Origin of the sequence: Erythrobacter sp. YT30 (assembly GCF_001542875.1) — a bacterium.
GTDB lineage: Bacteria > Pseudomonadota > Alphaproteobacteria > Sphingomonadales > Sphingomonadaceae > Erythrobacter.
In genome coordinates this window covers 1,311,858-1,336,481 of the sequence record NZ_LMAF01000002.1, presented here as the reverse complement: position 1 = coordinate 1,336,481, position 24,624 = coordinate 1,311,858, and the positions used below count along the sequence as shown (strand labels likewise).

Genomic DNA, 24,624 nt, shown 5'->3' with positions numbered 1-24,624 from the left:
TTCAATCACAGACACCCACCCTGCAACGGTTGCAAGGAACATGGCCGCGAACGTCAGCGTCAAGCTCATCCAAGTTATCGCCAACATTCATACACGAGATTACACTCAAAATTCCCGCATGCTTTCAAGTGCTTTGCCTTGGGAAGGATCGCAAATCCGTTTATAGGTCGCCAAACGAACTGAGGATGAATTCAGGTGAATAGCAACAGTGGCAAAACACTCGTTGCTCGCTATCAGTCCGCTCCCGTTTTTATGTGGAGCCAAAATTGATGGAACCCACCGAAGTTCCAAAGCGCAGCTTACGTTACACATTCGGTCCAATGCCACTCCGTTATCACTCAGAAGATCTGTTCAAAGGTTGCATGTTTCTACATCCACCGTCTGAGGTTCTTCAAAGGAACAGGTCGCTGTCCCGCGCCAATCGCACAGTTGGTCAGAGCCGATGGATTGGCAATCCTGCCGGAAAGCGCTGACCTTAACTTGAAGGTTACGCACCCCCATGCCTTGTACGAGAAGTTCGCAGCGCCGCTTGCCTTCTACTTCCGCATCGCTTTCTCTGCTTCCTGATGAGTGAGATAGGTATATCTCGTCATCCAGAACCCGGCTTGCCCAAACGGTTTCCTTTGATGGAACAGCCGCGCCTAACAAAGCATCAGCACGATCACGGTAAACGCCATCGTCAAACTCGCTGACAAAATCCCTTAGCGCTGCACAGCTCCCACTTGGTAAAGCGTCCCACGCGGCCTGCTCTTTAGCGCTGGGCTGTTCAGCGATGCGTCGTTCAAAGTTGAGTAGGACATCCGTGAAGCTAGCCAAGGCGACCATTGGAACAATCACCGCTGATGACAGAACCGCCGCTTGCCGTAAGAAAAGCTTTCGTGGCGCGGAAGGAGGAGCGGGATCACGATTGGCCTGTTTGAACCGGGCTGCCTGCACAAGATCGCGCAAATAAGCATCGCCAATCAAAAACCTGCGCCAACCACCCGGATTAAGCCTCCAGCTTGCAAGATTATAGAGCGTGCAAGCAAAGCTCTCGGGAGGGTTTACTTGATCAAGGAGCGCTCCTATTGCGCGACCCTGCCTGCAACCATCCAATGCTGCCTCGCGGAAAAGCTTACCTTCCATCGTGTCTGCCAGAGCCGCTTCGCTCCAGCAAATCACCAAACATTTGGTATTCTTTGTTCTGACGAGTGCCTCAGACCATTGGCTCCCTCCGGGGATTGCGGTCTCGTTCCAGACATCGAGATCGTCTGTAACCATGGCATCGACAATAGCTTCGGCCTTTGAGCGATCTTCCGGCATGGCAAAAAGGGTAATCATGGCGTGCCCTCGACTTCCAATTGCGCCCGTCGCCGCGCTTCTTCCAAAAAATGCTGGTCAGCGGGAAACAAAGCCCCGTCAGCATCCATCGCTTCGAGCTGCTCCACGACCCTAGACCAAGGAAAGACAGGATCACCTAATTCTGCAAGTCTCCAAAGACTGCCAGCTACGTCGCGTCGCAGGGCAGCAGAGCTGGGGTCAGCAGAAGCAAGCTTTTCTCTGATAGCCAAGCCCCAAAGGTAGCTTTCGCGAGCGCCTGCGGTATCCCTTTGTGCAACCTGCACGTTGCCGATCCTTATATGACTGACTGAAAGATCGCGTTGCAGACTAGCCGAAGTGGGATCGGCAGCAGCGAGCTGTTCGGCTATGGCAAGGGCCGCGCTGTAGCTCTTGCGTGCACCCACAAAATCACCCTCAGCATATTGCACATCGCCGAGCCGGTCATAGCTCACCGAGAGATCGCGTTGCACGCTTGCGGAGGAAGGCGCAGCAGCGGCAAGCTTCTTTCTTATAGCCAAGCCCTTTATGTAGCTCTTTCGCGCACCGACAAGATTGCCCTCAGCATTTTGCACATCGCCGAGCCGGTCATAGCTCACCGAGAGATCGCGTTGCAGGCTTGCTGAGGAAGGCGCAGCAGCGGCAAGCTTTTTTCTTATAGCTAAGCCCTCTTTGTAACTTTCGTTCGCTCCGGTGAGCTGGCCTAGAGCGCGCTGCAAATCGCCGATTTTGGTGAAGATCACGGAGAGATCGCGCTGTAGGCTTGCTGAGGAGCGATCAGCGGCAGCAAGCTTTTCGAGTATCCTTAGCCCCATCCGATAGCTCTCTTGCGCTCCATCAAGATCGCCTTGGACGCGCTGTACGTCGCCGATATTTTGGTAACTCACGAAGAGATCGCGCTGCAGGCTTGCCGAGGAGGGAGCGTCGTCAGCAAGAAATTCTCTTATAGCCAAAGCACTCAAATAGCTGGAGCGTGCTCTTGCGAGATTTCCTTGAGCGCGCTCCACGTCGCCGAGCCGGTCATAGCTCACCGAGAGATCACGTTGCAGAATAGCAGAAGATGGGTCTGCGGCGGTGAGTTTTCCAATTATACTCAATGCCCTGCTGTAGCTTTTGCGCGCGCCGGTGAGATCACCTAAAGCGCGCTGCACATCGCCGGTCTTGCCGTAGCTCACCGAGAGATCGCGCTGCAGGCTCTCTGAGGAGGGATCAGCAGAGGCAAGCTTTTCGGCTATGGCTAAGCCCTTCCTGTAGCTTTCGCGCGCGCTACTGAGATCACCTTGCTCAACCTGCACATTGCCCAGTCCAGTGAAAGCGACGGACCGATCGCGCTCGCTTTGGGCGGTATCTAGAGACTGACTAGCTGCGTCACCAGCATCAGTGAGAAGTCCAGCATCGAAATAAAGCCTCCCAAGTGTAACCCAATCCCAATGGCGGCTTGGGTCGTTTTCCGTGACTATCGTGTATTGCTTGATGATGGATGCCGTCGTTGCACTGGGCGCTGTGCCTTTAAGGCCAAGGAGCGTGATGGCAATAGAGCGTGCCCGGTCAGCGATCCTGAGCCTATCGACCCGGTCTTGTATCTCTTGCTCAGCAAGCAGAATTTGAATGCCCGCCTCGGTATTTTCGCCACCGCCTAGTGCAATCAATTCTAAAGCGCGCTTCCCTTCTTCGCTTTGAAGCAAATCGGTGCCAGCAGCAGTGGCCGCGCGTAATGCTCTTTGAAATTCCTCGTCCTTTGCAGCAAGCTGAGCATTCAGACGTTCAATCGTCTCTTTGAATTCCGTCTCCCGATTAGCCGCTTGTTTTTCAAGCTGCGCGATGCGTTCTGCCGAGGCTCTTCCGCTCGCGCGTTCTTGTTCAAGTTGGCGCCTTGCGCTGCGCCAGCGTCTGTCGGCAACCACGGCATTTTTGCGCTCCGCGACTGCAACACCGCTCAATCGCTCATTCTCATTGGTCAGACGTGAGGTAACGGTGCGGTAAGTGTAAATGCTGATCGTGCCAGATGTGCTTTGGGCTTGGGCTTGTTCTGAAGGCAGAAGAACACCAAGGACCAACGCGCATGAAAGAAGAAACAAGAAAACGCGGCGCACGAAACACTCCCCCCAGAATGCACCATTGATACACTTTCACGTTTGAAGCCGTTTGAAGTTTAGTCAAGAAAAGGTCGCTTTTGGGTTCGGAGCGAGCCAAATTGATACGTGCCTAAATTCGTGCCGATCAAGCTAAAGGTGCTTTTTATAGGAATACCCAATGCAGTTTCGTTCGGTCCCGCTTTACCCCACACTCGGCCTTTCAAGGTCTGCAGATGTCGCCCTAATACCCGCCATTCAGTGCGCGCCCTTCAAATAGCGCTTTTTGTTCAACCTCCGACCCCCGCTTTGCAACAGTTGCGAGGGTCAAGGAGGCGTTTTCCAGACCGATGCGCAGTTAAATCCACGCATTTTTTTGGATGATTTGCCTTGGGAATGATCGAAAAGAAAATTATAACTCGCCAAACGAACTGAAGATGGAGCGCGACAAATGGCGGGCACAAAGGCAGCATGGACTAAAGAGCGGCGTGAGAAGCAACGTCGTATCATTCAAGAAACAAAGCCATGGCTGAAGTCCACCGGGCCAATCACCAAAGAAGGTAAGGCCGTATCAAGCCAAAACGCACGGATGTCGCCAGAACTTGCGCGTATTGATGCCGAATTGAAAAAGATACGGGTTCAGGCACTCGATTTGTTCTTCCGCAAGCGATGGCCAAAGATGCCCCGGTGAGACCCGTTTCGACAGATCATCAATCAACCGCTTTTCCGATCAGAGCGAGCGACATGAGCGTTTGACCTTTACCTGACCGCACACTCTCCTAGGCTAATTTTCATAAGCAAATTCAGAAGGAAGAGACCGTGCTCATCGGCTATGCGCGAACGTCCACGTATGATCAAAAAGCGGGTCTGGACGGGCAAATTCAACAACTGCTTGCAACGGGTTGCAAGAAAGTTTTCTCGGAACAGGTCAGTTCTGTTGCATCACGCGAGCAGCTTTATCTCGCGCTCGATTTTGTCCGCGAAGGCGACACGCTCGTTGTTGCACGCCTCGACCGGTTGGCACGATCCACCCGGCATTTTCTAGAGATCATGGAGACTTTGCACGACAAGGGCGTGGCACTGCGCATTCTCGATTTCGGTGGTAGTGCCGTAGATAGCAAGAGCGCGACCGGGAAGATGATGCTGACAATGTTTTCAGCATTCGCGGAGTTTGAGCGCAGCTTGCTCCTTGAACGCCAAAAGGTGGGCATCGCTCAAGCGAAGCGCGAAGGGAAATACAAAGGCAGGGTGCCCACAGCCCGCCGACAGCTGCCTGAGATGCGCAAGTTGGCGGAGGAGGGCCTTACCCCTCCAGAGATCGCCAAGCGCCTGAATTGCTCTCGTGCCTCGGTGTACAGGCTTTTGAAAGAAGACCGGGCGTGACAGAACCAGCCGAACTCTTTGCGCTCCTGACCTGCGAGTTAGAGGAAATGCATGGTCTCACCGTCGAAGGTCAGCAGTCTGGCCAACCTCCAGAAATCAATGCAGTGCTGGTGCATTCGATCCGCGTTGGACTGATCCGGTGCGACGCACTTCTTCGCAGGCTCGATGACGCAGTCTGACGAACGCTCGATCAAAAACGACTAGTTTTGGCTAGTTTCAGAGACCCCCCTACCGGAATTGAGATGCCAGAAAAGATAACACCCGATTTGCTGATTGAGCGCAAAGTTGACCACGCTATCGAAGGGGGCGAACGAGTTCCGCGTTGGGGCTGGCCCACACCGCGCTCCTACAATGGAGCGACGGGTGAAGAGCGTATTGCCGGATGGAAGAAGGTCGCTGTCGCCAGAAACCTCGACCTGTTACCGCGATCAGTAAAGTGCGAGGTGTGCCGAGTAAGAGATGCAAATGGGTCGCATACGGAAATCTACCATCGGTGCATGACAACCAAGCCAATCTGCCGATCTTGTCATTTCAAAGTGCACAAGCGATTTCAAAAACCGGAGCGCTGGCTAGCATTCATCGAGACCATGCCAGCCGCTGATTGGGTCTATGCCCTGCTCACCAGAGAGCTATCCCGCGCTGAGATGCTGAAAGTCGCCCGCGCGCCAGACGTGTTCGCTGCATTGCAAATGATGAAGCTCTGAGCAGGTCACCTCACTCCCGCCGTCACTTTCACCCGTCAGCTGATTGCGCCTCGGAATTTGTGGCAGCGCAAGTTCGGCTGATCTCTTGATCGGCGAAATCCCTCAGTATCAATTCTGGGAACTCGCTCAGACACTGCTCCGCTTTATCCATTGCCCTGAAATAGAGATAAGCATCTCCGGCTCCGAAATTGGAGATTGTTTGGACAGCGACCTGACCTCGCCCGAATTTGGTTGCGCCCCAAACTTCAATTGCTTGAAAGACCCCCGGCAAGGCTTTGCGCGAGGTCGCGACAGTAAGTCGGATTGGGAAGGCACTGTCTAGAGCTTTGGCGCGAGATCGGGTGCGGCGGACCATGGCGGACATAGACACGATGTTCCGCAATTGTTCTAGTCTATTTGCGTGCGGTGTTGTCTAGAACAATCCATTCCAGCCCGACCGACATCCATGTCAGAACATGGGAGTGAAGGACACAGCAATTCTCAGCTAGCTTCGGTGGCGAAGATAGGTGAGCTGCAAATGCGTTTCGGCATTTACCTACTCATCACCTCATTGATAGTTTCACAGGGTTGGTCAGCTGCATCGTAGGTGCGGTAGTATCGGAGGTTCTTACCACCGGCATGCTCGACGGCTTTGCGAGTTTGATTTAGGGCAGCCTGGAGTACAGCCTTCGATGCGCCAGTAAGCTGTTCCAGCAAGCCATGCTGCTCAACCGTAAGGACGTATTTGGGGCGTAGGTCAGCGAGAAAGATTGAGACCTCATTGCCAGATAAAGACGCGCTGAAGGTCCAGCTGTGAAATGAATACTGGTCAACCTCTGAAGTGCGCGCGCCTTGGCATACTAGTGCCTCGCGGACTGCTTCAATTGCAGTCCGCCCGCCGGGCTGTGTGACCTCCCCATTCTCTTCAACTTGGTCATCGGCAAAGTCGGCTTCAAATTCAATAATTCTCTTCACCTAGACATTCCTAAAAGCAGATCAAATAGATCACCCAGCCAATGATTTATAGATTTGATCGCCTATGTCCGCAATTGTGTCGAAGGCGGTCGAAGAGACTGTTCGTGCAATTGTCCAACCATCAAGTACACCTGCCTCCCAGCTTATTCAATCAGCCCTGATCGCCCTTAGACGGCTCGCCGAGAAGCTCATTCACGTCCACATCAAGAGCATCCATGATCTTTTCAATCACGTCGATGGTTGGGCTGCGCTTCCGGTTTTCGAGATGGTTCAGATAGGTGCGGTGTATGCCAATCTCAGCAGCAAACTTATCCTGCGGTAGCTCTCGTTCCCTGCGCAGGCGAAGCAGGTTCACAGCAAGATTGTGACGCAGGTCCATGGACCAAGATCAACCATGGTTGATACGGAGCGTCACCAGACGAAAGGATACAAAAAGGTCTTGCGACCTCCCATGCGTTCAGTAGACGATAGTGTGCAGCAATCGTCTCAGAGGTGCCAATGCTTGTCCTGTTCTCAATATTCTTCTTACTCTCCATCGTCGCAGCACTTGGGATCATCAAGCCTTACATCAATGGCATCTCTCGGTGGCAATTTGCGGTCGGTTCAATCGTGTCTTTCTTTGTGTCCGGGATATTCGCAGTTCTTCACGATCCCGTGGAAGAAGGCGATCAACCGGGCCGTGCGACCGAGGCAGAGATGGCTACCGAGAAACCAGACGAACCCGCATCGCAGGATGTAGCTGCAACTGTTGCAAGCGATGCCGAGAAGGATGCGAACCCCAAACCAAAATCTTCTCCAGCGGAAAAGCCTCAGAAGCCCAACAAAGCATCAGGAGCGAAGAACAATTACGCTGATGTGTCGAAACAGCAGTACTGGATCATTCAGTCTCACGACGCGATCAAAGCTCGCCTGCGCGATCCGAGCAGCGCAAAGTTCCGGAACTCTCGTTTCTACTCCGGAGGAGGCACGCCGATTACGTGCGGGGAGGTGAACGCCAAAAACGCTTTTGGCGGGTTCACTGGTTATGAGCGCTTCATTGCAACGGGTCCGGTCGGAGACCTGGCTTTCATCGCGTCAGACTTTGCCGAAGGCGACAATATCGACAATGTCTGGAACAAACTGTGTGTTCTAGCAGAGGGAGACGAGGCTTACGTGCCATAGACAAAAAGACGACCGACACCAGCCGGACACGACGTAACCGGTAAAAAACAGAGATGTGCTAAATGATTGAAAAGGTGGTGAGCCCTGCTGGGTTCGAACCAGCGACCTACTGATTAAAAGTCAGTTGCTCTACCGACTGAGCTAAGGGCCCCCAATTTACCATGAGGACGCGCGGTAATCGGAATCGCGAACCGCGCGCGGAAGCGCCCAACTAGGCAGGCAAGCGCCAGTGGTCAAGCCGCTCAATACAATTGTTTCGGCTCCAAATCCGGCCGCTGCGCGATAGAGGCCAAATCCGCCCGCTTATTCAGCGTGAGCGATGGCCCAATGATCGGCGATTTCGCGGTTGCCGGGAGCACCTTCGCGCGCTTCGGTTAGCAATGCGCGAGCCTCCGCTTTGTTGTCGCCTTGCTGCCAAAGCGACCAGCCCAGAGTGTCCATGATCTCCGGACTGTTTGGCGCTTCGGCCAAAGCGCGCCTTGCAAGAGCAACCGCCTTTTCATGCTGGCCAAGCTTTGATTTGACGGCTGCGGCATTGTTGAGAAGCGCGGGATCATTCTTCCCTGCCCCAGTCACCAAAGGCGCATAGATTGCATCGGCTTTGGCCCAGTCGCCTGCGCGAATGGCTTGGCCGGCTTCCACCATGTCTTTTTGAAGCAGCGGTGCTGCCTGTCGTTTCTGCAAAACCGAATTGATGCGCGCCACGTCCTTTGGGCTTGCGCGCTCTGCGATCTGCAGCGCGAGGAGCAGTCCGGCGCCATCCATCTGCGGATGATCGATGACCGGGGCAATCGCATTCCACGCTTTGTCAAATTGTCCTTCTTCACCAAGGCTGCGCGCCAGCAATTGGCGGGTCAGCACATCTCCGCCTGTTTGATCGACATAATTGCCAAGCGAGAGTGCCGCCATTGCATGCTGATCGCGCCGGGCATCAATCATGCCGCGCAGCCGCACGAATTCAGGCTCCCCGGCAAAGGCAGGCGGTGCCTTTTCAATGAGCGCAAATGCCTGAGAAAGATCATCTGCATCATATGCCATCTGTGCTGTAAAGAGGAGGCCGATGGGATGCGATGGCCCCGCTTCACTGGCCTTCCTAATCCAGTTAACCGCCGCTTCGGCATCGCCGCGATCGCGAGAGATTGCGGCCATCGCCAACATGGCTGTTTGATGCAAGGGCTGAACGCTCAATACCTTTTGAAAGTGCGCTTCGGCCTCGCGCGCATCGCGCGTTGTGAGCTGCAATTGGCCTGCGAAAAGGTGCGCCTGTGCAACCGGCGGTTCGATCTTCAGCGCCGGCTCAAGCCGCTCAAGAGCGTCATCCATTTTGCCCTGCGTCCACATCCGCTCAGCATCAATGGTGATGAGACGCGGGTTGTCGGGGAATTTCTCCAGACCTCCATCAAGCGTTGCATACGCCTTTTCCGGCTCTCCCGACGCGAACTGAAAGCCGATTGTCGCGATAAATGCGACCGGATTGTCCATTTCAAGCATGTCGACAGTCTTGCCAGCCGCATCGATGTAATTGCCGATCAATTGCGCTTCGGCGAGCTTTGCGCGGGCCTCAGAATATTGTGGGTCCTTAGACGTGATCCGCTCAAATTCGCTGATCGCGCGGTCTGGATTGGCAAGCGCCATTGCCGCATCGCCTGACAGCATGCGCAGCGCTGGATTGGTGGGATCAGCGTCAATCGCCTGGTCGATCAAATCAAGCGCTGTTCGAGGCTCTCCATTGGCGAGTGCCTCTTCAGCGGCAGCGACAGGATCGCTTGGACCCATATCGCAGCTCGCAAGGGCAGGTCCGAGTGCCATAACCAGTGCCGCAGCGCCGATAAGCGGCCGCCATCGCAGATCATTTGTGTGGTTTTTCATGGGCCCCGAAATACCCTAAGATGTTTAACGCCGTCTTGCGTGTGCCCCAGTGTCGGACCTTTTGACAAGGGTGGGTTTTCCGCCCGCCGCGTTAAGCATTGTAACCGCGCGAATTGGCCATTCGCTTGGTATTGGCACGCGATTTGCTCCTGTCTTGTTTACCAATTTTGGCTGCGCGCTCCAGCAAGGGGTCTCTGATGTTGGCGTGCGGCGGTAACCATCACTAGGGGTTTTGAATGAAGACGATTACCAAAACAGCGGCAGTCGCTCTTGCAGCTGGCACGATGATCGCGGCCACACCTGCATCAGCGTCTATCTTTGAATATGAAATGACGAATGGCGATGTGCTCACCATCAACACGCTGACCAATAGCGGCACGATGAAAGGCGCAAACATTGACGCATCGTTCAAAGGTGATTTCTCAGGCTTTACCGGCGGTGCCAAGCCAAGCTTTATGACAACGCTCACTGAGCTGACGGGCACTCGCAATGTTGGCAATCGTGTTGGCCTCACGCCAACCAATTGCCGCAATGGCTCAAGCAACTGCCACCCTTACATGCTGAAGAGCAACGGCAAGGGTAAGTTCAATCTGTGGTCTTGGTGGGGCAGCCCCGTTGGCGCTGGCGATTATGTGACCAAGGCTGACAACTACCGCATTGTTGATGTTCCGGCTCCCGGAATGCTCGGCCTGTTTGGTCTTGCTCTTGTTGCACTCGGCCTCGGCCGTCGTCGCCGCAAGGTTGCAGCCCAGTAATCACCCGCCGTTCGCGGCGATACCATTGAAAAAGCGCTCTCCCGGAATGCCGGTGGAGCGCTTTTTCTTTTGGCTCGGTCCTGCTTTCCGGGTTAGTCACCAAGTGTCGGATTTGTTGACAAACCCGCCGAACGCGCCCGAAGTGGCGCGGCCGTTAGCCCCGGAAATCCGGGAATCAGGGGAAGTTGGCACGGTTAATGCTTTTGCCTGATAGTTAGTTAAAATGGGTGCTCCGTGGGCGGAGTAAATGGGGGCATGATGAAGACAGTGAAGCAAGCAGCAATGGTCGCGTTGGCCATGGGCAGCATGATGGCGGCAGCGCCCGCATCGGCGACCATCTTTGAATACCAGCTCAAGGGCGGCGATGTCCTTACCATCAACACGGATACTCAAACAGGCACTTGGGTCGGCACGAATGTGAACGCGACTTTCGAAAGCCCTGATTTCGCCAGCTTCCAAGGCGGAGCAATCCCAAGCCTTTCGGCCACTCTTACATCGATTTCCGGCACGCGGATTTTCAAGGGCGCGACTGTGACGCCCTCGGTCGATCCCAATCACCCTGCCATGCTGAACACGCGCAATGAGGGTCGCATTTGGAACCTGTGGGTCAATTGGGGCGATCCTGTCGTATCGAGCGATGTGCGCCGCGGCATTCAGGGTTTCACCGAAGTCCCTGCACCCGGCATGCTTGGCCTGTTTGGTCTCGCGCTCATAGCTCTTGGCCTGGGCCGGCGTCGCCGCAGAGCTGCTGCCTGAACGCACCGATTTCACACCCAAGAAACAAGCGCCCTGCCAAACAATCGGCGGGGCGTTTTGCTTTAAAGCTTCCTCACCGCGCCATTGAACAGCGTGCCGCAAGCTGGCGCAAAGTCCTCCCACTCTTGGGATCGCGCCAGTAGGGTGCGATCTCGCTAGCTGGCACAAGCACAAAGCCTCTTGTGCGAAATTCGCGATGCGGGATCGAAAGCGACCGTGTTTCCACGATGCCGCCACTCCACAGCACGATATCAAGATCGAGAACGCGGTCCCCCCAAACCTGCCCGCGCCTCCGGCCAAATCGGCGTTCAATTCCCTTCAGATTTTCGAGAAGATCCACCGGATCATCACCGTTTTCGAGCAGACACGCCGCATTGGCAAAGCGCCTCTGGGCAGGGCCAATTGGATCGGTGCTGATGACGGAGGATTGCGCGGTCACGCGTCCAATCGCTGATAACTCCCCGATCGCCGCCAGCACCACGTCACGAGGTCGGCCAAACGCGTGATGCCGCCTGTTGGAACCCAGCGCGATCAGATAGGTGGTGCGCAATCCGCCTAGATGTCCTGCGAAATGCGCGCGTATAATTCCGGGCGGCGATCGCGGAAAAAACCCATACCTGCGCGGTGCTTTGCTGCCTGCGTCAGATCGAGCGTCGCGACGAGGACGCCTTCTTCAGCCGCGCCAAATTCTGCGGTCAAATCCCCCCACTCATCAGAGATAAAGGAATGCCCATAAAACGATTGATCGCCCTCTTTCCCGATCCTGTTCGATGCGATCACCGGCATGCAATTTGAGACCGCATGACCAATCATCGCGCGGCGCCACATGCGGCTTGTATCAAGCTCTGCATCATAAGGTTCTGAGCCGATTGCCGTTGGATAGAGCAAAACCTCCGCACCCTTGAGAGCCATTACTCGGGCAGTCTCAGGATACCATTGATCCCAGCAGATCCCGACACCGATGCAGACACTTGATCCATCATCCGAAGGGACATGCCAGACCTTGAAACCGTCATTGCCCGGGCGGAAATAGAATTTCTCCTCATACCCCGGGCCATCGGGAATATGGCTTTTGCGATAGGTGCCCATGATCGCTCCATCAGGGCCAATCATTGCGAGAGTGTTGTAGTAATGGTGCCCGTCGCGTTCGAAAAAGCTGGTGGGGATCGCGACGTTGAGCTTTGCGGCAAGCTGCTGCATTGCAATGACGCTGGGATGTTCCAAGGTAGGGCGGGCAAGCGCAAACAGCGCCTCGTCCTCTTCCCGGCAGAAATAGGGGCCTGAAAACAGTTCTGGCGGCAGGATCAGTTTCGCGCCTTTAGCCGCTGCCTCGTCGATGAGAGCGGACACAGCAGCGATGTTGGTCGCTTCCTCGTCAGAACCAAGTGCAAGCTGGAGGGCAGCAACAGTGATCGAAGTCATGCGCCGCCCGCTAGCCTTATTCGGGCTTCTTGAACAGAAGCGTCATGCGATCACTTTCACCGATCTCGGCGTATTTTTCGCGGTCCACATCACCTTCTGCAAAGCTTGGTGGAAGTGTCCAAACGCCTTTTTCATAATCGGCCGTGTCGTTGGGGTTCGCATTGATCTCGGATTTTTCGACGAGTTCAAAGCCTTTGCCTTCGAAGAAAGCGATCATCTCGTCTTCTTTGAGGTATCCGGCGTTGCCATCAACGTAATCGTCCGGCGCATCGGCCTTCGCGCGGTGTTGCACCACGCCAAGCAGGCCGCCGGGTTTCAGCGCCGCGAACCATGCATCGGCTTCCCCATCCGCAATATCCCAGCGCTTCAGGTTGTGCATCATGCGGAAAACCAGAACCCGGTCGACCGTGCCATTGACCTCTTCGGGAATGGCGTTGCCGAAGTAGAACGGCAGATCCTCTGCAGGAATGCCCATCGCTTCAGATTGGTTGGCTGAGAATGTCTCCCCGCCCTGCCGCACGCGTTCGACAAATTCCTCTCCGAGCGGTGCCGCCGCTTCTGGAGCAAATCCAACGGCGATGTATTGACCTACATCTGAAACATAGGGCGCGAGGATACGGGTGTACCAGCCGCCGCCAGGTGCATATTCAATGACGGTGTGATCGGGCTCAACCTGGAAGAACGCCAGAGTTTCCGCCGGGTTGCGATATTCATCGCGAGCCGTGTCTTCAGCGCGCAAATCGGCGGCCAGAACCTCGGCCAGCTTTTCATTTTCCGCTGTCGCTTCTGGTGTTGCGCCTTCCGCTTCGGCTGTTTCCGGAGCGCACGCGGCAAGCGCCAGCGCGCTCACCATGGCGATTGTCAGCTGTCTCATGATAATCCTCCCAGTCTCAAATTGGCTCAATCCGCTTTTCTGAACAAAAGCGTCATCCGATCGCTTTCACCGATGGCGCGATGCCGGGCCATTTCTTCTTCGCTCTGGCGGCCAAAGCCGAGCGATGGAGGTAAGGTCCAGACGCCGCCTTCGTAATCAGCGGTATCGTTTGGATTGGCGTTGATTTCGCTTTCCGCTGCAAGCTCAAAGCCGTTGGCCTCGAAAATGGCGACGACGTCCTGCTTACGCATATAGCCGCGCTGGCGCGCGCCGTAATCGTCATAGCTCGCACCTTCAGGTGCTCGGTGCTGGACAACGCCAACCATGCCATCATCCTTCAGCATCATGCGCGCCGCTTTCAGCACGCTATCGGCGCTGTTGCCGATATTGAGACCGTGCATTGAACGGAAGATCACGACCCGATCGACCGTACCGGCCAAATCTTCCGGCATTTCGTCCGTTTCAAAAGCGGTCACTTCGTCCGCCTCGACACCCATCGCCTCGGCAACGTCGGATTTGAAACGCTCGGTCCAGCCTTTCGCGCGCGCTTCTTGAGCGCGGTCGCGATAAGTGCGTGCATCACTGTCGCCATTGAACGCGATGTATTTGCCCTCGGGCATTACGTAGGGTGCGAGCACTCGAGTGTACCAGCCACCACCGGGCCCATATTCAGCGACTGTCATGGTCGGCTCGACACCGAAGAAAGCAAGCGTTTCCTTGGGATTGCGGTACTGATCACGCGCAGCGTCATCCGCGCGAACTTCAGAAGCGAGAACCTCATCAATTGATGGCGCAGAGCCTGTGTGATCATCCGCAAATGCAGGCGCGGCCAAAGCGATGGCGGCAAGCGGGGCAAGCAGAACATGTTTCATGGGGTGTGTCCTCTCTTGAGTGGTCATCTAAGAGTAAATCGGTGCGCACGGTCTTACGCCGTCAGGCAGCGATGGCAAGGGGGGTGGCCTGGGGGCTGGCAATCCCCATCGCCGTGCCTATGTCGTTGGTCGAATAGGAGAGCTTTTAGATATGGAACAAGCAATCATTGCAGGCGGGTGCTTTTGGTGCACCGAGGCGGTTTTCCGCGATGTCGTGGGCGTGACCGAAGTCGAAAGCGGCTATATCGGCGGCGAAACGTCGAACCCGACTTACAAGGAAGTGTGCACCGGTCGCACCGGTCATGCCGAAGGGATCAGGGTCACGTTCAATCCCGAGGTGACAAGCCTTTCAGAGATATATGACATGTTCCTAGGCACGCATGATCCGACCCAGCTGAACCGTCAGGGCGGCGATGTGGGCACGCAATATCGCAGCGCGATCTTCCCTCTATCCGATGAACAGCAAGCCGAAGCCAAAGCCGCGATTGAGCGCTGGAATGCTGATAATGCGGGGACTGCTGTGACCACGATCGAAGGTCTCGAAAACGGCGAACAGGCGAAGACGTGGTACCCGGCGGAAGATTACCATCAGGAGTATTGGGACGGCGAAGGCCAGCGCAATCCTTATTGCCTCGCGGTCATCCCGCCCAAGCTGATGAAACTGCGGAAGAGCTTTCAAAACAAGGTGAAAAGCGAGAACGCTTAAGGTTTGGTCCATCGGGCGGCGAAGAAGCCATCAAGCCCGCCCTGCTCTAACAACATGCCCGGATCGGTGCGGAGCCAGCCTTGCGGGGTGGGTTCAATTTTTTGAGGCAGCTCTTCACGGGTAATGGGGGCTGGCGTTAGGGCAAGCCTCTCATCGACCCACTGAGCCTGAGCCTCGCCCTCTTCGCTTTCAAGCGAGCAGACCGCGTAGACAAATGTTCCGCCCGGTTTTAGCCAAGCCACTGCGCGTTCGATCAGAGCGCGCTGTATCTCGGCCATTTCGGCGATCTGGCGCGCTCCGATGCGATGGAGCACATCGGGGTGGCGGCGGCACGTGCCGGTTGCGGTGCACGGCGCATCGAGCAAGATCGCATCGAATTGGTTCTTTGGCTCCCACTTGAGCGCATCAGCGCGCACCGGCGACGCTCTAAGGCCAGTGCGCCGGAGGTTATTTCTGAGAATATCCAGTCGGCGTTTCGACATATCGAGTGCGGTGACTTTCCATCCTGCCGCAGCCAGCGCCATCGTCTTACCGCCCGGTGCTGCACACAGATCAAGCGCATGCCGCCCTTCGCCTGCGCCGAGCAATCGCGGCGGGATCTGAGCTGCGAGATCCTGCACCCACCATGCCCCCTCTTTGAAGCCTTCGAGGCTCTCGATAGCTGTCCCGCGAGGCACCCGAACATGGCCGGGCGCAAGGCTGACCCCTCCCAGCTTTGCCTGCCATTCTTGCGTTGCGCCGGCATGCTTCAAGGCCAGGTCAACCTCGGGAGGTTGAGCCAATCCCTCCGCTGTAGCCTGCGCGCGCTCACCCCAACGCTCCGCAACAGGCGGCGGCAGTGTCGGCGCGTCTGGCAACGCGATCTCCTGCTTCATCAAGTTCGAGAACACACCATGCGCCAGACGCCTGGGACCGCCGCTCAGCAAAGGCAGCCCAGTCGCGATCACCGCGTGCGGCGGTGTCTCCAGCCTGAGCGCCTGAGCCAACATCAATCGCAGCACTGTGCGCGCTTTGGCATCGCTGGGGAGCGGCTTCTTGGTCACGCCATCGATCATGGCGTCGAGATCCACCAACCAGCGCAAAGCCTCACTCGCAATCGCACGGGCCAGCGCCTTGTCCTCACTCTTTCGAACATCGCGCAAAGCCGGCGGCGCAGCCTGCTCAAGGGTCTCGCCCCGGCGCAAAACAGCATCGCACATTTTGAGCGCAGCGCGGCGCGCGTGGATGCCGGATGGTTGGGCCATAATCCGTCGCGCCTAGACGCTCTTGAAACCAAGCGCCAGCGCACGCGTATTTATCATTATGACAAAGCAGAAATCCAAAGCCGCCAAGGACTTCAAGAAGCCTGCCCACTGGACCAATGATCCCCCGCCAAAGCCCAAAGCGGTCGATCCATTGAAGGATGAACCGCGCGAGATTTCTCCCACGCGCTATGGCGATTGGGAGAAAGACGGGATTGCTTGGGATTTTTGATGAGTTTTGGTTTCATGATCGCCCTTCCGGGCGATCGTCCTCGCTAGACGTCCTCCGGGGAATCTTCCCCTGCGGACCCGCTGCGGGCGCGCGGTCGCGCTTGCGAAATCGTGGATTTCGAGGAAGCGTGAAAATCGAACAATATCGGGTGATCGGTTCGCGGGCGCGAATCGCAAGGCCGACCGGCCGCCCGCAGGTGCCCCGCAGCCGAAGATTCGGCGTAGGGAACAGCACCGAGGATGTGCCCGCGGATGCGGGCACACATTTCAAATCTTCTTGAACGTCACCTTCAGCCCATCTTTGGGCTGTGGGATTGGCCAGGCCTGCCAATCAGGTTTGTAGCCTTCGCCCTCGGTTGCTTCGATGCGATAGCGTTGCAGAAGCTGCGCGATCAGGACCTTGATCTGCATATAGGCAAAATGCAGCCCCAGGCACATATGCGCGCCGCCGCCAAAGGGCACCCAGGCGTATTTGTGCCTTGCCTTCACCTTGTCAGGCGTAAATCGCATCGGGTCGAATGCTTGGGGATTATCCCAGTATTCATCCGAATAATGCGTCCACTGGATGTTGATACCGCACAACTGACCAGCCGGAATACGGTATCCGCCAAACTCAAACTCCTTGAGCGCGCGGCGCGGCATTGAAGGCACAGGCGGGATCATCCGCAGCACTTCCTTGAACACCATTTCGGTAAGTTCAAGCCTGCCCAAATCATCGTAGTCGAGAGGACGCGGATTGCCTTCACCATCGGGGCCACCTGTGACGGCAAAGACTTCCTCGCGCAGCTTTTCCTGCCATTCAGGCTTGGTCGCGAGATGATAGATCAGGGATGTCGCGCTGGACGTGATCGTGTCATGCGCTGCCATCAGCAGGAAGCTCATGTGATCGACCACCTGATCAACGGGCAGCAGTGATCCATCCTCGCGCGTGGCCGTGGCGAATTGGCTGAACATGTCCTGCCCGCCGCCTTCCGTCCGACGGCGATTGGTTTCCCGGGTCAAATAATCGACCATGTAGGCGCGGCCATCGACGCCCTTTTTCATCTTCGTGAACGGCAATGGTTTGCGAATAGGGGCAACCGAGGCCTGCACCATATCGACAAAGGCGGTGTTGATTTTATCCGCTTCTGGCCCCCACGGAATCCCAAGAAAGCTGTCAGCCGCAAGATCAAGCGTCAGCTGCTTAATCGCGGGCTGGAAAAGCATGTCGCCTTCCCATTTCGCCGTCTCACTGCCGATCCCGCTGTTTAGAGAGCCCATGTAGTGCCGCATCGGCGCGGGTTTGAAGGCAATGGAAAGCGCCCGGCGATCAATCCGGTGATGATCAAAATCGATCAGCATTAGACCGCGCGGGAAAAGCTGATCCAGCACCGGGCCCCAGCCTTGTTCGGAGGAGAAGATCTTGTCCTTGTTGAACAGCACAAGCTCGTTCGCTTCAGCGCCCACCAATGCGACATTCCATCCACCAAAGGCGAAATTCTTGTACACCTTGCCGTAGGTTTCGATCATGCGATTGGCAAAGCCGTGAGGATCAGCCAGCATTTTGAACGTGTTGCCGACAACTGGCAGGCCGCGTTCGCCGGGGATGTGCGCAATCGCAGCATCAGAGGGAATGCCCTCGCTCCAGTGGTCAAAGGTTGGTTCTGTCTCTGGTGCCTGTGCCAAGCTGGCCATTACGGTTGATCCCTATCAAGTTCGGTTTTGCAACTGATAGCGGTGTAAGTAATACCGAATTCTAAATCCAGCCTGAAAGCTCACGCCGGATAATTGTCTCCAGCATGGCAACACCGCTTGATGAGACATTGAGGCAGTCGAGCACTGCATATTCCTCGCCGCCAGCTTCAAGAAACTCGTCCCTTCCTTCAAGAGCGAGTTCTTCGAGTGTCTCGACGCAATCAGCAGCAAAACCGGGAGCGGCGACAACAATGCGCTTCGTGCCTTTTTCGCCTTCTGCAATCAGAGTCGTATCGGTTGCTGGCTCAAGCCATTGCGCCGGGCCAAACCGCGACTGGAATGTCGTTTCAAACCGCACTCCATCAAATTCGGGTTTCTCAGCCAGGCGTTCGCGCAAAAGCCGCGCGGTCTTGTGGCAATGACAGTGATACGGATCGCCGCGTTCCAAAGTCCGCTGCGGCATTCCGTGAAAGCTCATCAACATGACTTCAGGCTTGAAAGAAAGGGCCGCCATCTGCCGCGTCAGATCGCTTTCAAGCGCATCAAGATACACTGCATCATCGTGATAGGGCGGCAGAAACCGCAAAGCTGGCTGCCAGCGCATCTCTTTCAAGACGCGCGCAACCTCATCAAACACGGTCGCCGTGGTTGCCGCGCAATACTGCGGATACATCGGCGCGATAAGGATGCGGTCGCATCCCTTAGCCATCAATTCAGTAAGACGCTGCTCAATTGATGGCGAGCCATAGCGCATGGCGTAATCGACAATCGCGTGTTCGCCCAATTCGCTTGCGATCGCTTCAGCCTGACCAGCCGTAATATCCGCCAGGGGTGAACCGCGATCGGTCCAGACTTTGGAATAGGCTTCTGCGCTTTTGCGGGGGCGTGTGTTGAGAATGATGCCGCGCAAGATCGGCTGCCATGCGATCGGAGGTATCTCGATCACGCGCGGATCGGACAGGAATTGCTTCAGATAGCGCTTTACCGCGCCCGGTTCCGGCGCATCAGGAGTGCCCAGATTGATGACGAGCACGCCCACCGTCCCGCTTTTTACAGGCGGGTGATCATTAGGCAGGAGCTGCTTTTCCCAAGTCATACCGCGTCCAACGCACCAAAGCGACGCAGTATCCGTGAGGATCGCAATTCGTCGATCCAGCTAGGGCAGATTTGCAGGCTCATAAGCCGCTTGAAAGTAAGGGCAGACGCCTGAGGCGCAAGCCTGTCGCCGAAAACAGCGCATTGGCGATGGCAGGCGGGGCAATCACTGCGCCCAGTTCCCCCGGATCGGCGGGGCCCGCCTCGCTGGGGAGGAAATCGACTTCAATTTCGGGGCAATCAGCGAATTTGGGTAGGCCAAGATCCTCGTATTCAAGGCCCGTCGGGAGGCCGCTGCGATACCGCATCGCATTGCCCAAGGCGATGCCGATGCCGAATACCAGGCCGCCTTCGATCTGCTGGCGCGCAATGTCGAGATTGGCGATCCGCCCGATATCGACTGCGGCAGAAAGCCGGGTAACGCGAACGCCGCCCTCGCCCCTGACGGCTGTTGCGACGCAGGCTATGCGCCCGCCACTTACCGGATCGCCAATCCGGTGGCAGGCAAGACCCTGTCCGCTTTGATTGGCTCCCCCGTCCCAATTCGCCAATTGCGCGGCGCGCTGAAGGCACGCGGCAAGGCGAATATCATCGCCGAGCATTCCGATGCGGAATACGAGCGGTTCGCGCCCCGCAGCATGGGCGATCTCATCGATAAAGCTTTCCATCGCAAAGGCAGTGTAGCTGTTTGCATTCCCACGAACGCGCCCTGTGGGAAGTCCGATTTCGGTCGGCACATGCTCCACCACCATGCTCGGTAGAGAGTAAGCGGGCACTGCGCCTTCGCAGGCCAATGGATCGCGCACATCGGCGCTGTCACGGATTGCGGCCCAGCTTGTTTTGTTGCGAAACAGGCGGTGGCCAAACTCAATAGAATGTGCAGGGGACGCGATCCGCATTCGCATTGCGTCAATCGCGCCGCTGCCGGTCTGCGAAGTCTGCGCGCCCATCAAGATGAAAGCCGGGCTGCGCGGGCGGGAGCGGATAATCTCATCACGGCGCGACCATGTGAGCTGTACAGGGCGTGGTGTCTGCTCGGCGAGCTCACGCGCGATCAGGGCGATCTCAATGGCGTGATCATGCTCGAGGCGTGCATCAAAGCTTCCGCCAGCAGGCATCGGGTAAAGCGCCACGTCTTCAGCAGCGATACCGATTGCTCTTGCCGCAGCTTCACGCGCCCGTTCAGGGGCCTGGCTCGCCATCCACAGATCAAGACGCCCATCAACAAACTGTGCTGCCGCGCTCGCCGTTTCCAGCGGTGCGGCAGGTGCAGGCTCTACTTCATAGCGCCGCGCGATATCGACCCGAGAAAGGGCCTCTTTGCCAAAACCGGTTTCAGCAATTGTGAAAGACGCGCCTCCATCGACCTGTGTGCGAAGCCGGGCGGAGATATCATCGCTGCTTACTGGAAACTGCGTCTTGAAACGCGGCTTCATCGCTTTGAGGGCCTGGTCAGCGCTCCACCAGGTGTCAGCAACTGCAGCGAGCCAGCGTTTACCCTCGATCGTTGCGATATGGCCTTTGACGGCGGCCCCTTGCGCGCTGTCAAATTCCGTCAGTTCGGAGCCGTTATTGGGCCCATGGCGGATTGAGGCATAGACCATGCCGGGCAGGCGAATATCGCCAGCGAACTGGTACGATCCATCGACCTTGGAAGGCAGATCAAGGCGCGGATACTTTGGCTCGCCAGATGCGCCAGACAACACCACTTCGCTGAAGGGCTCCGGATTAAGGGGCGCGGGATCAGGCGGAGACCTGTCTGCCGCACCTTGGGCAAGTTCGCCAAAGGCAAAGCGTTTATCGGCGTGGCTGACAATGCCGTCTGAAACTTCGCATGCCGATGGATCAACACCCCACCGTTCCGCCGCTTCCTCAACGAGCATCTCGCGCGCAGCAGCAGCTGCTTCGCGGCAGGGCAGTTCGAATGCCGCCATCGATGTGCCATCCGCTGTCGCATTGAACCGCGATTGCTTGGCGTAGCTGCCCGCCAGATAAGCATCGACGCTCTCGGACATTCCTTCGCCGAATGGATCGATCAGCGCGATCCATTTTTCCGCGAGAGGGACATTGGGATACGCGCCCGAAATCGGCGCAGGCTCAACCGCGATCTGGCGCCAATCGGCGCGCAATTCATCCGCGATGATCTGGGGTAGCAGCGTTGTCACCCCCTGCCCCATCTCGAGTTGCGGGACAGCAACGCTCACCACGCCGTCTTCGGCAATCTTCAGCCAAGCGCCGAATACGTGTTCGCCTTGCGCGGGCTCAAGCGGGCTCGATTGGCCGCGCGGCATCAGCCACCAGGCGACGAGCAAGCCGCCGCCTACGGCTGCTCCTGTGAATAGCCCGCGCCTTGTAATCTGCATCGTCTAGTTCTGCTTGCTGGAAAGCCAGCGCGACAGGTGTTCTGCGACCGCATGGAATGGTGTGGCCTCGTCCGTGTCACCAGCAGCTGGTGGATTGCCCGCATCCCCGCTCTTGCGGATTTCCATGGCGAGCGGGACCCGGCCCCAAAATGGAATTTCGAGAGCGTCTGCGAACTTCTCGACGCCGCCTTGCCCGAATGGATCGCTTATTTCGCCGCAATGCGGGCAGGCATAGCCCGCCATATTCTCAACGAGACCGATAATCGGGACGCCGCCCTGCTCAAACAGCTGCCCGGCGCGCGCTGCATCAATCAATGCAAGGTCTTGCGGAGTGGACACCAGAATGGCGCCATCCGGTTTGCTGTCAGCCATCATCGATAGCTGCACATCGCCTGTTCCCGGCGGCAGATCGATCAGGAGCAACTCGGTATCGCCCCATTCAGCATCGACCATTTGGCCCAATGCCTTGCCCGCCATCGGCCCGCGCCATGCCAGTGCTTTGCCCGGCGCAACTAGGTGGCCCATCGAAAGGACTTTCACCCCGTGCGGGCTGTCGAGCGGGATAAGCTTTTTCGTTTCCTCATCCGCTGCTGGCTTACGATTTTCCGTGGCGAGCAGCTTTGGCTGGGAGGGGCCATAGATATCGCCGTCGATGACGCCGACTGTATGCCCCGCTTTCGCCATGGCGACAGCGAGATTGGTTGTGAGCGTTGATTTTCCCACGCCCCCTTTTCCCGATCCGATAGCGATGATCCTGCGCCGCGTTCGCGGCGCTGTAAGTGCAACAAGTACATCCGTGATGCCGGGGACTTCCCCAAGAATGGACTTGATCTGATTTTCGAGATCGGTTCGCCCAGCTTTCGATATATTTCCAACATCGGCAACAATTATTGCTCGTGAGCCCGACACCTGGGCCGATTGCACATGCTGCGCGACATCGGCGGGCAAGGCGGCCATTAAAGCATTGGGATCAGGGGCGGATGGAGTGTTTTCAGTCATCGAAGCGCGGCCTTAACACCAAAATCGCCCAGGTCGCTCCTCAAATTCAACCGCAAACCCCTGTTTTTTGCTCAGAGGCGTACCTATAAGAGTGACATGCAATTTATTGACCGTTTGAAAACGCGCTTTGGCTGGTCGGATCGCGGCCTTGCCATGGCAGGAAAAAACAACCCCTGGGGTAATCGCGGCGGTGGCAGCGATGATGATAACACGCCCACTGGCGACAAACCCGATGGCGGCGGCGATGGCCCGCGCAATCCGTGGTTGCCGGGTGGCGGCAAAGGTGGATCGGGCGGTGATGAGCCGCGCCGTTCGGCCAGCATTGAAGATATCTTCAAAAACCGCGGACCCGAAGGTCCCCGTCGCGGCGGCGGCCCGGGCGGTCCGAATATCCGCCTGCCCGATCTTCCCAGCGGCAAAAGCTGGGGCCCGCTGATCATCGCAGGTGCAGTGATCCTGTGGTTCCTTGCGACCGGCGTGCACCTCGTTGAGGCGAAGGAAAAGGCAGTCGTCAAGACATTCGGATCGTATAGTCATACGTTCGATCCGGGCCTGAACTTCACATTCCCTTTCCCGATCCAAACCGTCGATGTCGAAGATGTGCAGACGGTCCGCCGCGATCTGGTGCCGAGCACCGGTGAAAGCGCGAAATTGATCCTGACGGGCGACCAAAATCTTGTCGATCTCAACTATGTTGTTCGTTGGAACATCAAGGATCTTGAGAATTTCAAGTTTGAGCTCGCCGATCCGGTAGAGACGGTAAAAGAAGTCGCCGAGGCCGCTATGCGTGCATCGGTTGCCCAGAAAACGCTCGACGCAACATTCACCGGTGAAGGTCGCGCCGAGATCCAGCTGCAAGTGCGAGAGCGCATGCAGGCAACGCTCGATGAATATCAGGCAGGCATCAACGTTCTGGGTGTCGAAATTGAACGCGCCGACCCGCCAAGCGAAGTTGTCGATGCTTTCCGAGATGTCTCGGTTGCTGAACAGAACGCTGACCGTGCCCGCAACCAGGCACAAGGTTACGCGCAGCAAGTGCTCGCAACCGCAGAAGGTGAAGCCGAAGCGTTCGACAAGGTGTACGAGCAATACCGCCTTGCACCCGAAGTGACACGCCAGCGTCTTTATTACGAGACAATGGAGCGCGTCCTTGCGAAAACCGACAAGACGATCGTCGAAGCCGAAGGCGTGACACCCTATCTGCCGCTGCCTGAAATTCGCAAACGCGCACAGGCCGCTCCAGCCGAGGCGGCAGCCACACCGCAAGCTCAGACAGGAGGGCAGTGATCATGGATAGTTTCTGGACCACATATCGCGTCCCGCTTGTTATCGTAGCGCTTGCGCTGGTCGCGCTTTCGATGAGTGTGTTTGTCGTGAATGAAGAAGAGCAGGTCGTCATCATCCGGACGGGTGAACCTGTTCGCACGATCAACACCGAAGACAATGCCTACGGGCCGGGTCTGTGGCTGAAATTTCCACTCGTCGAATCTGTCCGCCGGATCGAAAAACGCGTTCTCGATCTGGAAATGACCGATGAAGAAGTGCTTTCAAACGATCAGCAGCGTCTCTTGGTAAACGCCTATGCGCGCTATAAGATCATTGATCCCATCCGCATGGTCGAACGTGCCGGCACGACCGAGGGCGTGACCACCGCTCTGGAGCCGATCCTCAACTCGGCGTTGCGTCAGGAACTGGGTCGCCGCACTTTCGCTGCCATGCTGACCGCTGAAAGAGGCAATGCGCTCGAAAATGTGCGTCAAAACCTCGATCGCGAAGCGCGGCAATACGGCGCAGAAGTGATCGACGTGCAGATCAAGCGCACTGATTTGCCTGCAGGTCGCCCGCTTCAATCTGCCTTTGAACGGATGGAATCAGATCGTGAACGCGAAGCGCGCGCTATCCGTGCGCAGGGTTCACGCGATGCGCGGATCATTCGCGCCGATGCTGATGCAGAAGCTGCACGCATTTACGCCGAAAGCTTTGGCAAGGATGCGGGCTTCTACGATTTCTATCGCGCCATGCAGAGCTATGACGAGACGTTCCGCGATGCGCGCCAGGGCGAGGAGCTGGGCGAAAGCTCGATTATCCTGTCGCCCGACAATGAATATCTGCGCCAGTTCAGAGGACGTCGCTAAGAAAAAGCGGGCACCCAGCGTGCCCGCTTTTTTGTTGAGCG

General features: G+C 56.8%; 25 protein-coding genes and 1 tRNA gene. 11 read left to right on the top strand and 15 right to left on the bottom strand.

Annotated elements, in window-relative coordinates:
* Positions 1-351: 351 nt before the first annotated feature.
* On the bottom strand, positions 352-1,320 hold the full coding sequence (locus AUC45_RS11115) for a hypothetical protein (RefSeq protein ID WP_067602393.1): 969 nt from the start codon (positions 1,318-1,320) through the stop codon (positions 352-354).
* Positions 1,317-3,410 (bottom strand): hypothetical protein, encoded by a 2,094-nt coding sequence (locus tag AUC45_RS11110; RefSeq protein ID WP_067602390.1) that lies wholly within the window; start codon positions 3,408-3,410, stop codon positions 1,317-1,319. Before AUC45_RS11110 ends, AUC45_RS11115 begins: the two co-directional genes overlap by 4 nt.
* 430 nt (positions 3,411-3,840) lie before the next feature.
* On the opposite strand from AUC45_RS11110, the gene AUC45_RS11105 reads away from it, so the two are divergent.
* From AUC45_RS11105 to AUC45_RS11090, 4 genes are all read left to right on the top strand, one after another.
* Entirely contained in the window at positions 3,841-4,080 is a 240-nt protein-coding gene (locus AUC45_RS11105) for a hypothetical protein (protein ID WP_067602373.1), read from the top strand.
* A 128-nt stretch (positions 4,081-4,208) separates the two neighbouring features.
* The gene (locus AUC45_RS11100) at positions 4,209-4,772 is read left to right on the top strand and encodes a recombinase family protein (protein WP_067602370.1); all 564 of its coding nucleotides are present in this window, start codon (positions 4,209-4,211) and stop codon (positions 4,770-4,772) included.
* Entirely contained in the window at positions 4,769-4,951 is a 183-nt protein-coding gene (locus AUC45_RS11095; protein WP_067602367.1) for a hypothetical protein, read from the top strand. Before AUC45_RS11100 ends, AUC45_RS11095 begins: the two co-directional genes overlap by 4 nt.
* 63 nt (positions 4,952-5,014) lie before the next feature.
* Positions 5,015-5,476, top strand: a complete 462-nt coding sequence (locus tag AUC45_RS11090) for a hypothetical protein (protein WP_067602364.1) — start codon at positions 5,015-5,017, stop codon at positions 5,474-5,476.
* A gap of 531 nt (positions 5,477-6,007) precedes the next feature.
* On the opposite strand, the gene AUC45_RS11080 is transcribed toward AUC45_RS11090, so the two are convergent.
* Positions 6,008-6,430 carry a hypothetical protein gene (locus tag AUC45_RS11080; RefSeq protein ID WP_067602359.1) on the bottom strand — a complete coding sequence of 141 codons (423 nt, stop codon included), beginning with the start codon at positions 6,428-6,430 and terminating at the stop codon, positions 6,008-6,010.
* Between the two features lie 151 nt (positions 6,431-6,581).
* On the bottom strand, positions 6,582-6,809 hold the full coding sequence (locus AUC45_RS11075; RefSeq protein WP_067602356.1) for a helix-turn-helix domain-containing protein: 228 nt from the start codon (positions 6,807-6,809) through the stop codon (positions 6,582-6,584).
* Positions 6,810-6,928: 119 nt separating this feature from the next.
* Here AUC45_RS11075 and AUC45_RS11070 point away from each other — a divergent pair, with 119 nt between their 5' ends.
* Complete coding sequence (locus tag AUC45_RS11070) at positions 6,929-7,591, top strand: hypothetical protein (RefSeq protein WP_067602353.1); 663 nt, start codon at positions 6,929-6,931, stop codon at positions 7,589-7,591.
* A gap of 75 nt (positions 7,592-7,666) precedes the next feature.
* Here AUC45_RS11070 and AUC45_RS11065 read toward each other — a convergent pair.
* Positions 7,667-7,742: transfer RNA gene (locus AUC45_RS11065), tRNA-Lys, on the bottom strand.
* A gap of 152 nt (positions 7,743-7,894) precedes the next feature.
* Complete coding sequence (locus AUC45_RS11060; RefSeq protein WP_067602350.1) at positions 7,895-9,460, bottom strand: tetratricopeptide repeat protein; 1,566 nt, start codon at positions 9,458-9,460, stop codon at positions 7,895-7,897.
* 236 nt (positions 9,461-9,696) lie between these two features.
* Here AUC45_RS11060 and AUC45_RS11055 point away from each other — a divergent pair, with 236 nt between their 5' ends.
* Both AUC45_RS11055 and AUC45_RS11050 read left to right on the top strand, forming a co-directional pair.
* Positions 9,697-10,215: a PEP-CTERM sorting domain-containing protein gene (locus AUC45_RS11055; protein WP_067602347.1), complete on the top strand. Its 519-nt coding sequence runs from the start codon at positions 9,697-9,699 to the stop codon at positions 10,213-10,215.
* 255 nt (positions 10,216-10,470) lie between these two features.
* Positions 10,471-10,971, top strand: coding sequence for a PEP-CTERM sorting domain-containing protein (locus tag AUC45_RS11050; RefSeq protein WP_156423828.1), 501 nt, complete (start codon positions 10,471-10,473; stop codon positions 10,969-10,971).
* Between the two features lie 73 nt (positions 10,972-11,044).
* Here the strand turns inward: AUC45_RS11050 and folK are convergent, their stop codons facing one another.
* The 4 genes from folK to AUC45_RS11030 are packed head-to-tail and all read right to left on the bottom strand — an operon-like array spanning position 11,045 to position 14,139.
* A complete protein-coding gene (gene folK, locus AUC45_RS11045; protein WP_067602341.1) occupies positions 11,045-11,521 on the bottom strand; it encodes a 2-amino-4-hydroxy-6-hydroxymethyldihydropteridine diphosphokinase in 477 nt (158 codons plus the stop codon).
* A 5-nt stretch (positions 11,522-11,526) separates the two neighbouring features.
* Positions 11,527-12,393 carry an N-carbamoylputrescine amidase gene (gene aguB / locus AUC45_RS11040; RefSeq protein ID WP_067602338.1) on the bottom strand — a complete coding sequence of 289 codons (867 nt, stop codon included), beginning with the start codon at positions 12,391-12,393 and terminating at the stop codon, positions 11,527-11,529.
* Positions 12,394-12,409: 16 nt separating this feature from the next.
* The gene (locus AUC45_RS11035; protein ID WP_067602335.1) at positions 12,410-13,267 is read right to left on the bottom strand and encodes a class I SAM-dependent methyltransferase; all 858 of its coding nucleotides are present in this window, start codon (positions 13,265-13,267) and stop codon (positions 12,410-12,412) included.
* Positions 13,268-13,293: 26 nt separating this feature from the next.
* Positions 13,294-14,139, bottom strand: a complete 846-nt coding sequence (locus AUC45_RS11030) for a class I SAM-dependent methyltransferase (RefSeq protein WP_067602332.1) — start codon at positions 14,137-14,139, stop codon at positions 13,294-13,296.
* A gap of 151 nt (positions 14,140-14,290) precedes the next feature.
* Here AUC45_RS11030 and msrA point away from each other — a divergent pair, with 151 nt between their 5' ends.
* Complete coding sequence (msrA, locus tag AUC45_RS11025) at positions 14,291-14,845, top strand: peptide-methionine (S)-S-oxide reductase MsrA (RefSeq protein ID WP_067602329.1); 555 nt, start codon at positions 14,291-14,293, stop codon at positions 14,843-14,845.
* Here msrA and AUC45_RS11020 read toward each other — a convergent pair.
* Positions 14,842-16,089 (bottom strand): RsmB/NOP family class I SAM-dependent RNA methyltransferase, encoded by a 1,248-nt coding sequence (locus AUC45_RS11020; protein WP_067602325.1) that lies wholly within the window; start codon positions 16,087-16,089, stop codon positions 14,842-14,844. The genes msrA and AUC45_RS11020 overlap by 4 nt on opposite strands.
* Before the next feature lie 58 nt (positions 16,090-16,147).
* Between AUC45_RS11020 and AUC45_RS15580 the strand changes: the two genes are divergently transcribed.
* Positions 16,148-16,318, top strand: coding sequence for a DUF1674 domain-containing protein (locus AUC45_RS15580; RefSeq protein ID WP_082701091.1), 171 nt, complete (start codon positions 16,148-16,150; stop codon positions 16,316-16,318).
* 266 nt (positions 16,319-16,584) lie between these two features.
* Here AUC45_RS15580 and AUC45_RS11010 read toward each other — a convergent pair whose 3' ends face one another.
* The 4 genes from AUC45_RS11010 to AUC45_RS10995 all read right to left on the bottom strand — a co-directional run bounded on the left by AUC45_RS11010 (position 16,585) and on the right by AUC45_RS10995 (position 22,448).
* Entirely contained in the window at positions 16,585-17,991 is a 1,407-nt protein-coding gene (locus AUC45_RS11010; protein ID WP_067602319.1) for a cytochrome P450, read from the bottom strand.
* 61 nt (positions 17,992-18,052) lie between these two features.
* Entirely contained in the window at positions 18,053-19,087 is a 1,035-nt protein-coding gene (gene hemH, locus AUC45_RS11005; protein WP_067602316.1) for a ferrochelatase, read from the bottom strand.
* A gap of 79 nt (positions 19,088-19,166) precedes the next feature.
* Positions 19,167-21,449, bottom strand: a complete 2,283-nt coding sequence (locus AUC45_RS11000; RefSeq protein WP_067602313.1) for a molybdopterin cofactor-binding domain-containing protein — start codon at positions 21,447-21,449, stop codon at positions 19,167-19,169.
* 3 nt (positions 21,450-21,452) lie between these two features.
* Entirely contained in the window at positions 21,453-22,448 is a 996-nt protein-coding gene (locus AUC45_RS10995; protein WP_067602310.1) for an Mrp/NBP35 family ATP-binding protein, read from the bottom strand.
* Between the two features lie 96 nt (positions 22,449-22,544).
* Between AUC45_RS10995 and hflK the strand changes: the two genes are divergently transcribed.
* On the top strand, positions 22,545-23,735 hold the full coding sequence (hflK, locus tag AUC45_RS10990; protein ID WP_233998708.1) for a protease modulator HflK: 1,191 nt from the start codon (positions 22,545-22,547) through the stop codon (positions 23,733-23,735).
* Positions 23,736-23,737: 2 nt separating this feature from the next.
* Positions 23,738-24,583, top strand: a complete 846-nt coding sequence (gene hflC, locus AUC45_RS10985) for a protease modulator HflC (RefSeq protein WP_067602307.1) — start codon at positions 23,738-23,740, stop codon at positions 24,581-24,583.
* The last annotated feature ends 41 nt before the right edge of the window (positions 24,584-24,624 follow it).

Bases quoted from the DNA above. Each gene is read 5' to 3' on its own strand.
- AUC45_RS11010 (WP_067602319.1), bottom strand. From the start codon at position 17,991: ATGGCCAGCTTGGCACAGGCACCAGAGACAGAACCAACCTTTGACCAC.
- AUC45_RS11060 (WP_067602350.1), bottom strand. From the start codon at position 9,460: ATGAAAAACCACACAAATGATCTGCGATGGCGGCCGCTTATCGGCGCT.
- msrA (WP_067602329.1), top strand. From the start codon at position 14,291: ATGGAACAAGCAATCATTGCAGGCGGGTGCTTTTGGTGCACCGAGGCG.
- AUC45_RS15580 (WP_082701091.1), top strand. From the start codon at position 16,148: ATGACAAAGCAGAAATCCAAAGCCGCCAAGGACTTCAAGAAGCCTGCC.
- AUC45_RS10995 (WP_067602310.1), bottom strand. From the start codon at position 22,448: ATGACTGAAAACACTCCATCCGCCCCTGATCCCAATGCTTTAATGGCC.
- AUC45_RS11050 (WP_156423828.1), top strand. From the start codon at position 10,471: ATGATGAAGACAGTGAAGCAAGCAGCAATGGTCGCGTTGGCCATGGGC.
- AUC45_RS11000 (WP_067602313.1), bottom strand. From the start codon at position 21,449: ATGCAGATTACAAGGCGCGGGCTATTCACAGGAGCAGCCGTAGGCGGC.
- AUC45_RS11115 (WP_067602393.1), bottom strand. From the start codon at position 1,320: ATGATTACCCTTTTTGCCATGCCGGAAGATCGCTCAAAGGCCGAAGCT.
- AUC45_RS11030 (WP_067602332.1), bottom strand. From the start codon at position 14,139: ATGAAACATGTTCTGCTTGCCCCGCTTGCCGCCATCGCTTTGGCCGCG.
- AUC45_RS11020 (WP_067602325.1), bottom strand. From the start codon at position 16,089: ATGGCCCAACCATCCGGCATCCACGCGCGCCGCGCTGCGCTCAAAATG.
- AUC45_RS11075 (WP_067602356.1), bottom strand. From the start codon at position 6,809: ATGGACCTGCGTCACAATCTTGCTGTGAACCTGCTTCGCCTGCGCAGG.
- hemH (WP_067602316.1), bottom strand. From the start codon at position 19,087: ATGACTTGGGAAAAGCAGCTCCTGCCTAATGATCACCCGCCTGTAAAA.
- AUC45_RS11055 (WP_067602347.1), top strand. From the start codon at position 9,697: ATGAAGACGATTACCAAAACAGCGGCAGTCGCTCTTGCAGCTGGCACG.
- AUC45_RS11090 (WP_067602364.1), top strand. From the start codon at position 5,015: ATGCCAGAAAAGATAACACCCGATTTGCTGATTGAGCGCAAAGTTGAC.
- hflC (WP_067602307.1), top strand. From the start codon at position 23,738: ATGGATAGTTTCTGGACCACATATCGCGTCCCGCTTGTTATCGTAGCG.
- AUC45_RS11105 (WP_067602373.1), top strand. From the start codon at position 3,841: ATGGCGGGCACAAAGGCAGCATGGACTAAAGAGCGGCGTGAGAAGCAA.
- hflK (WP_233998708.1), top strand. From the start codon at position 22,545: ATGCAATTTATTGACCGTTTGAAAACGCGCTTTGGCTGGTCGGATCGC.
- aguB (WP_067602338.1), bottom strand. From the start codon at position 12,393: ATGACTTCGATCACTGTTGCTGCCCTCCAGCTTGCACTTGGTTCTGAC.
- AUC45_RS11070 (WP_067602353.1), top strand. From the start codon at position 6,929: ATGCTTGTCCTGTTCTCAATATTCTTCTTACTCTCCATCGTCGCAGCA.
- AUC45_RS11035 (WP_067602335.1), bottom strand. From the start codon at position 13,267: ATGAGACAGCTGACAATCGCCATGGTGAGCGCGCTGGCGCTTGCCGCG.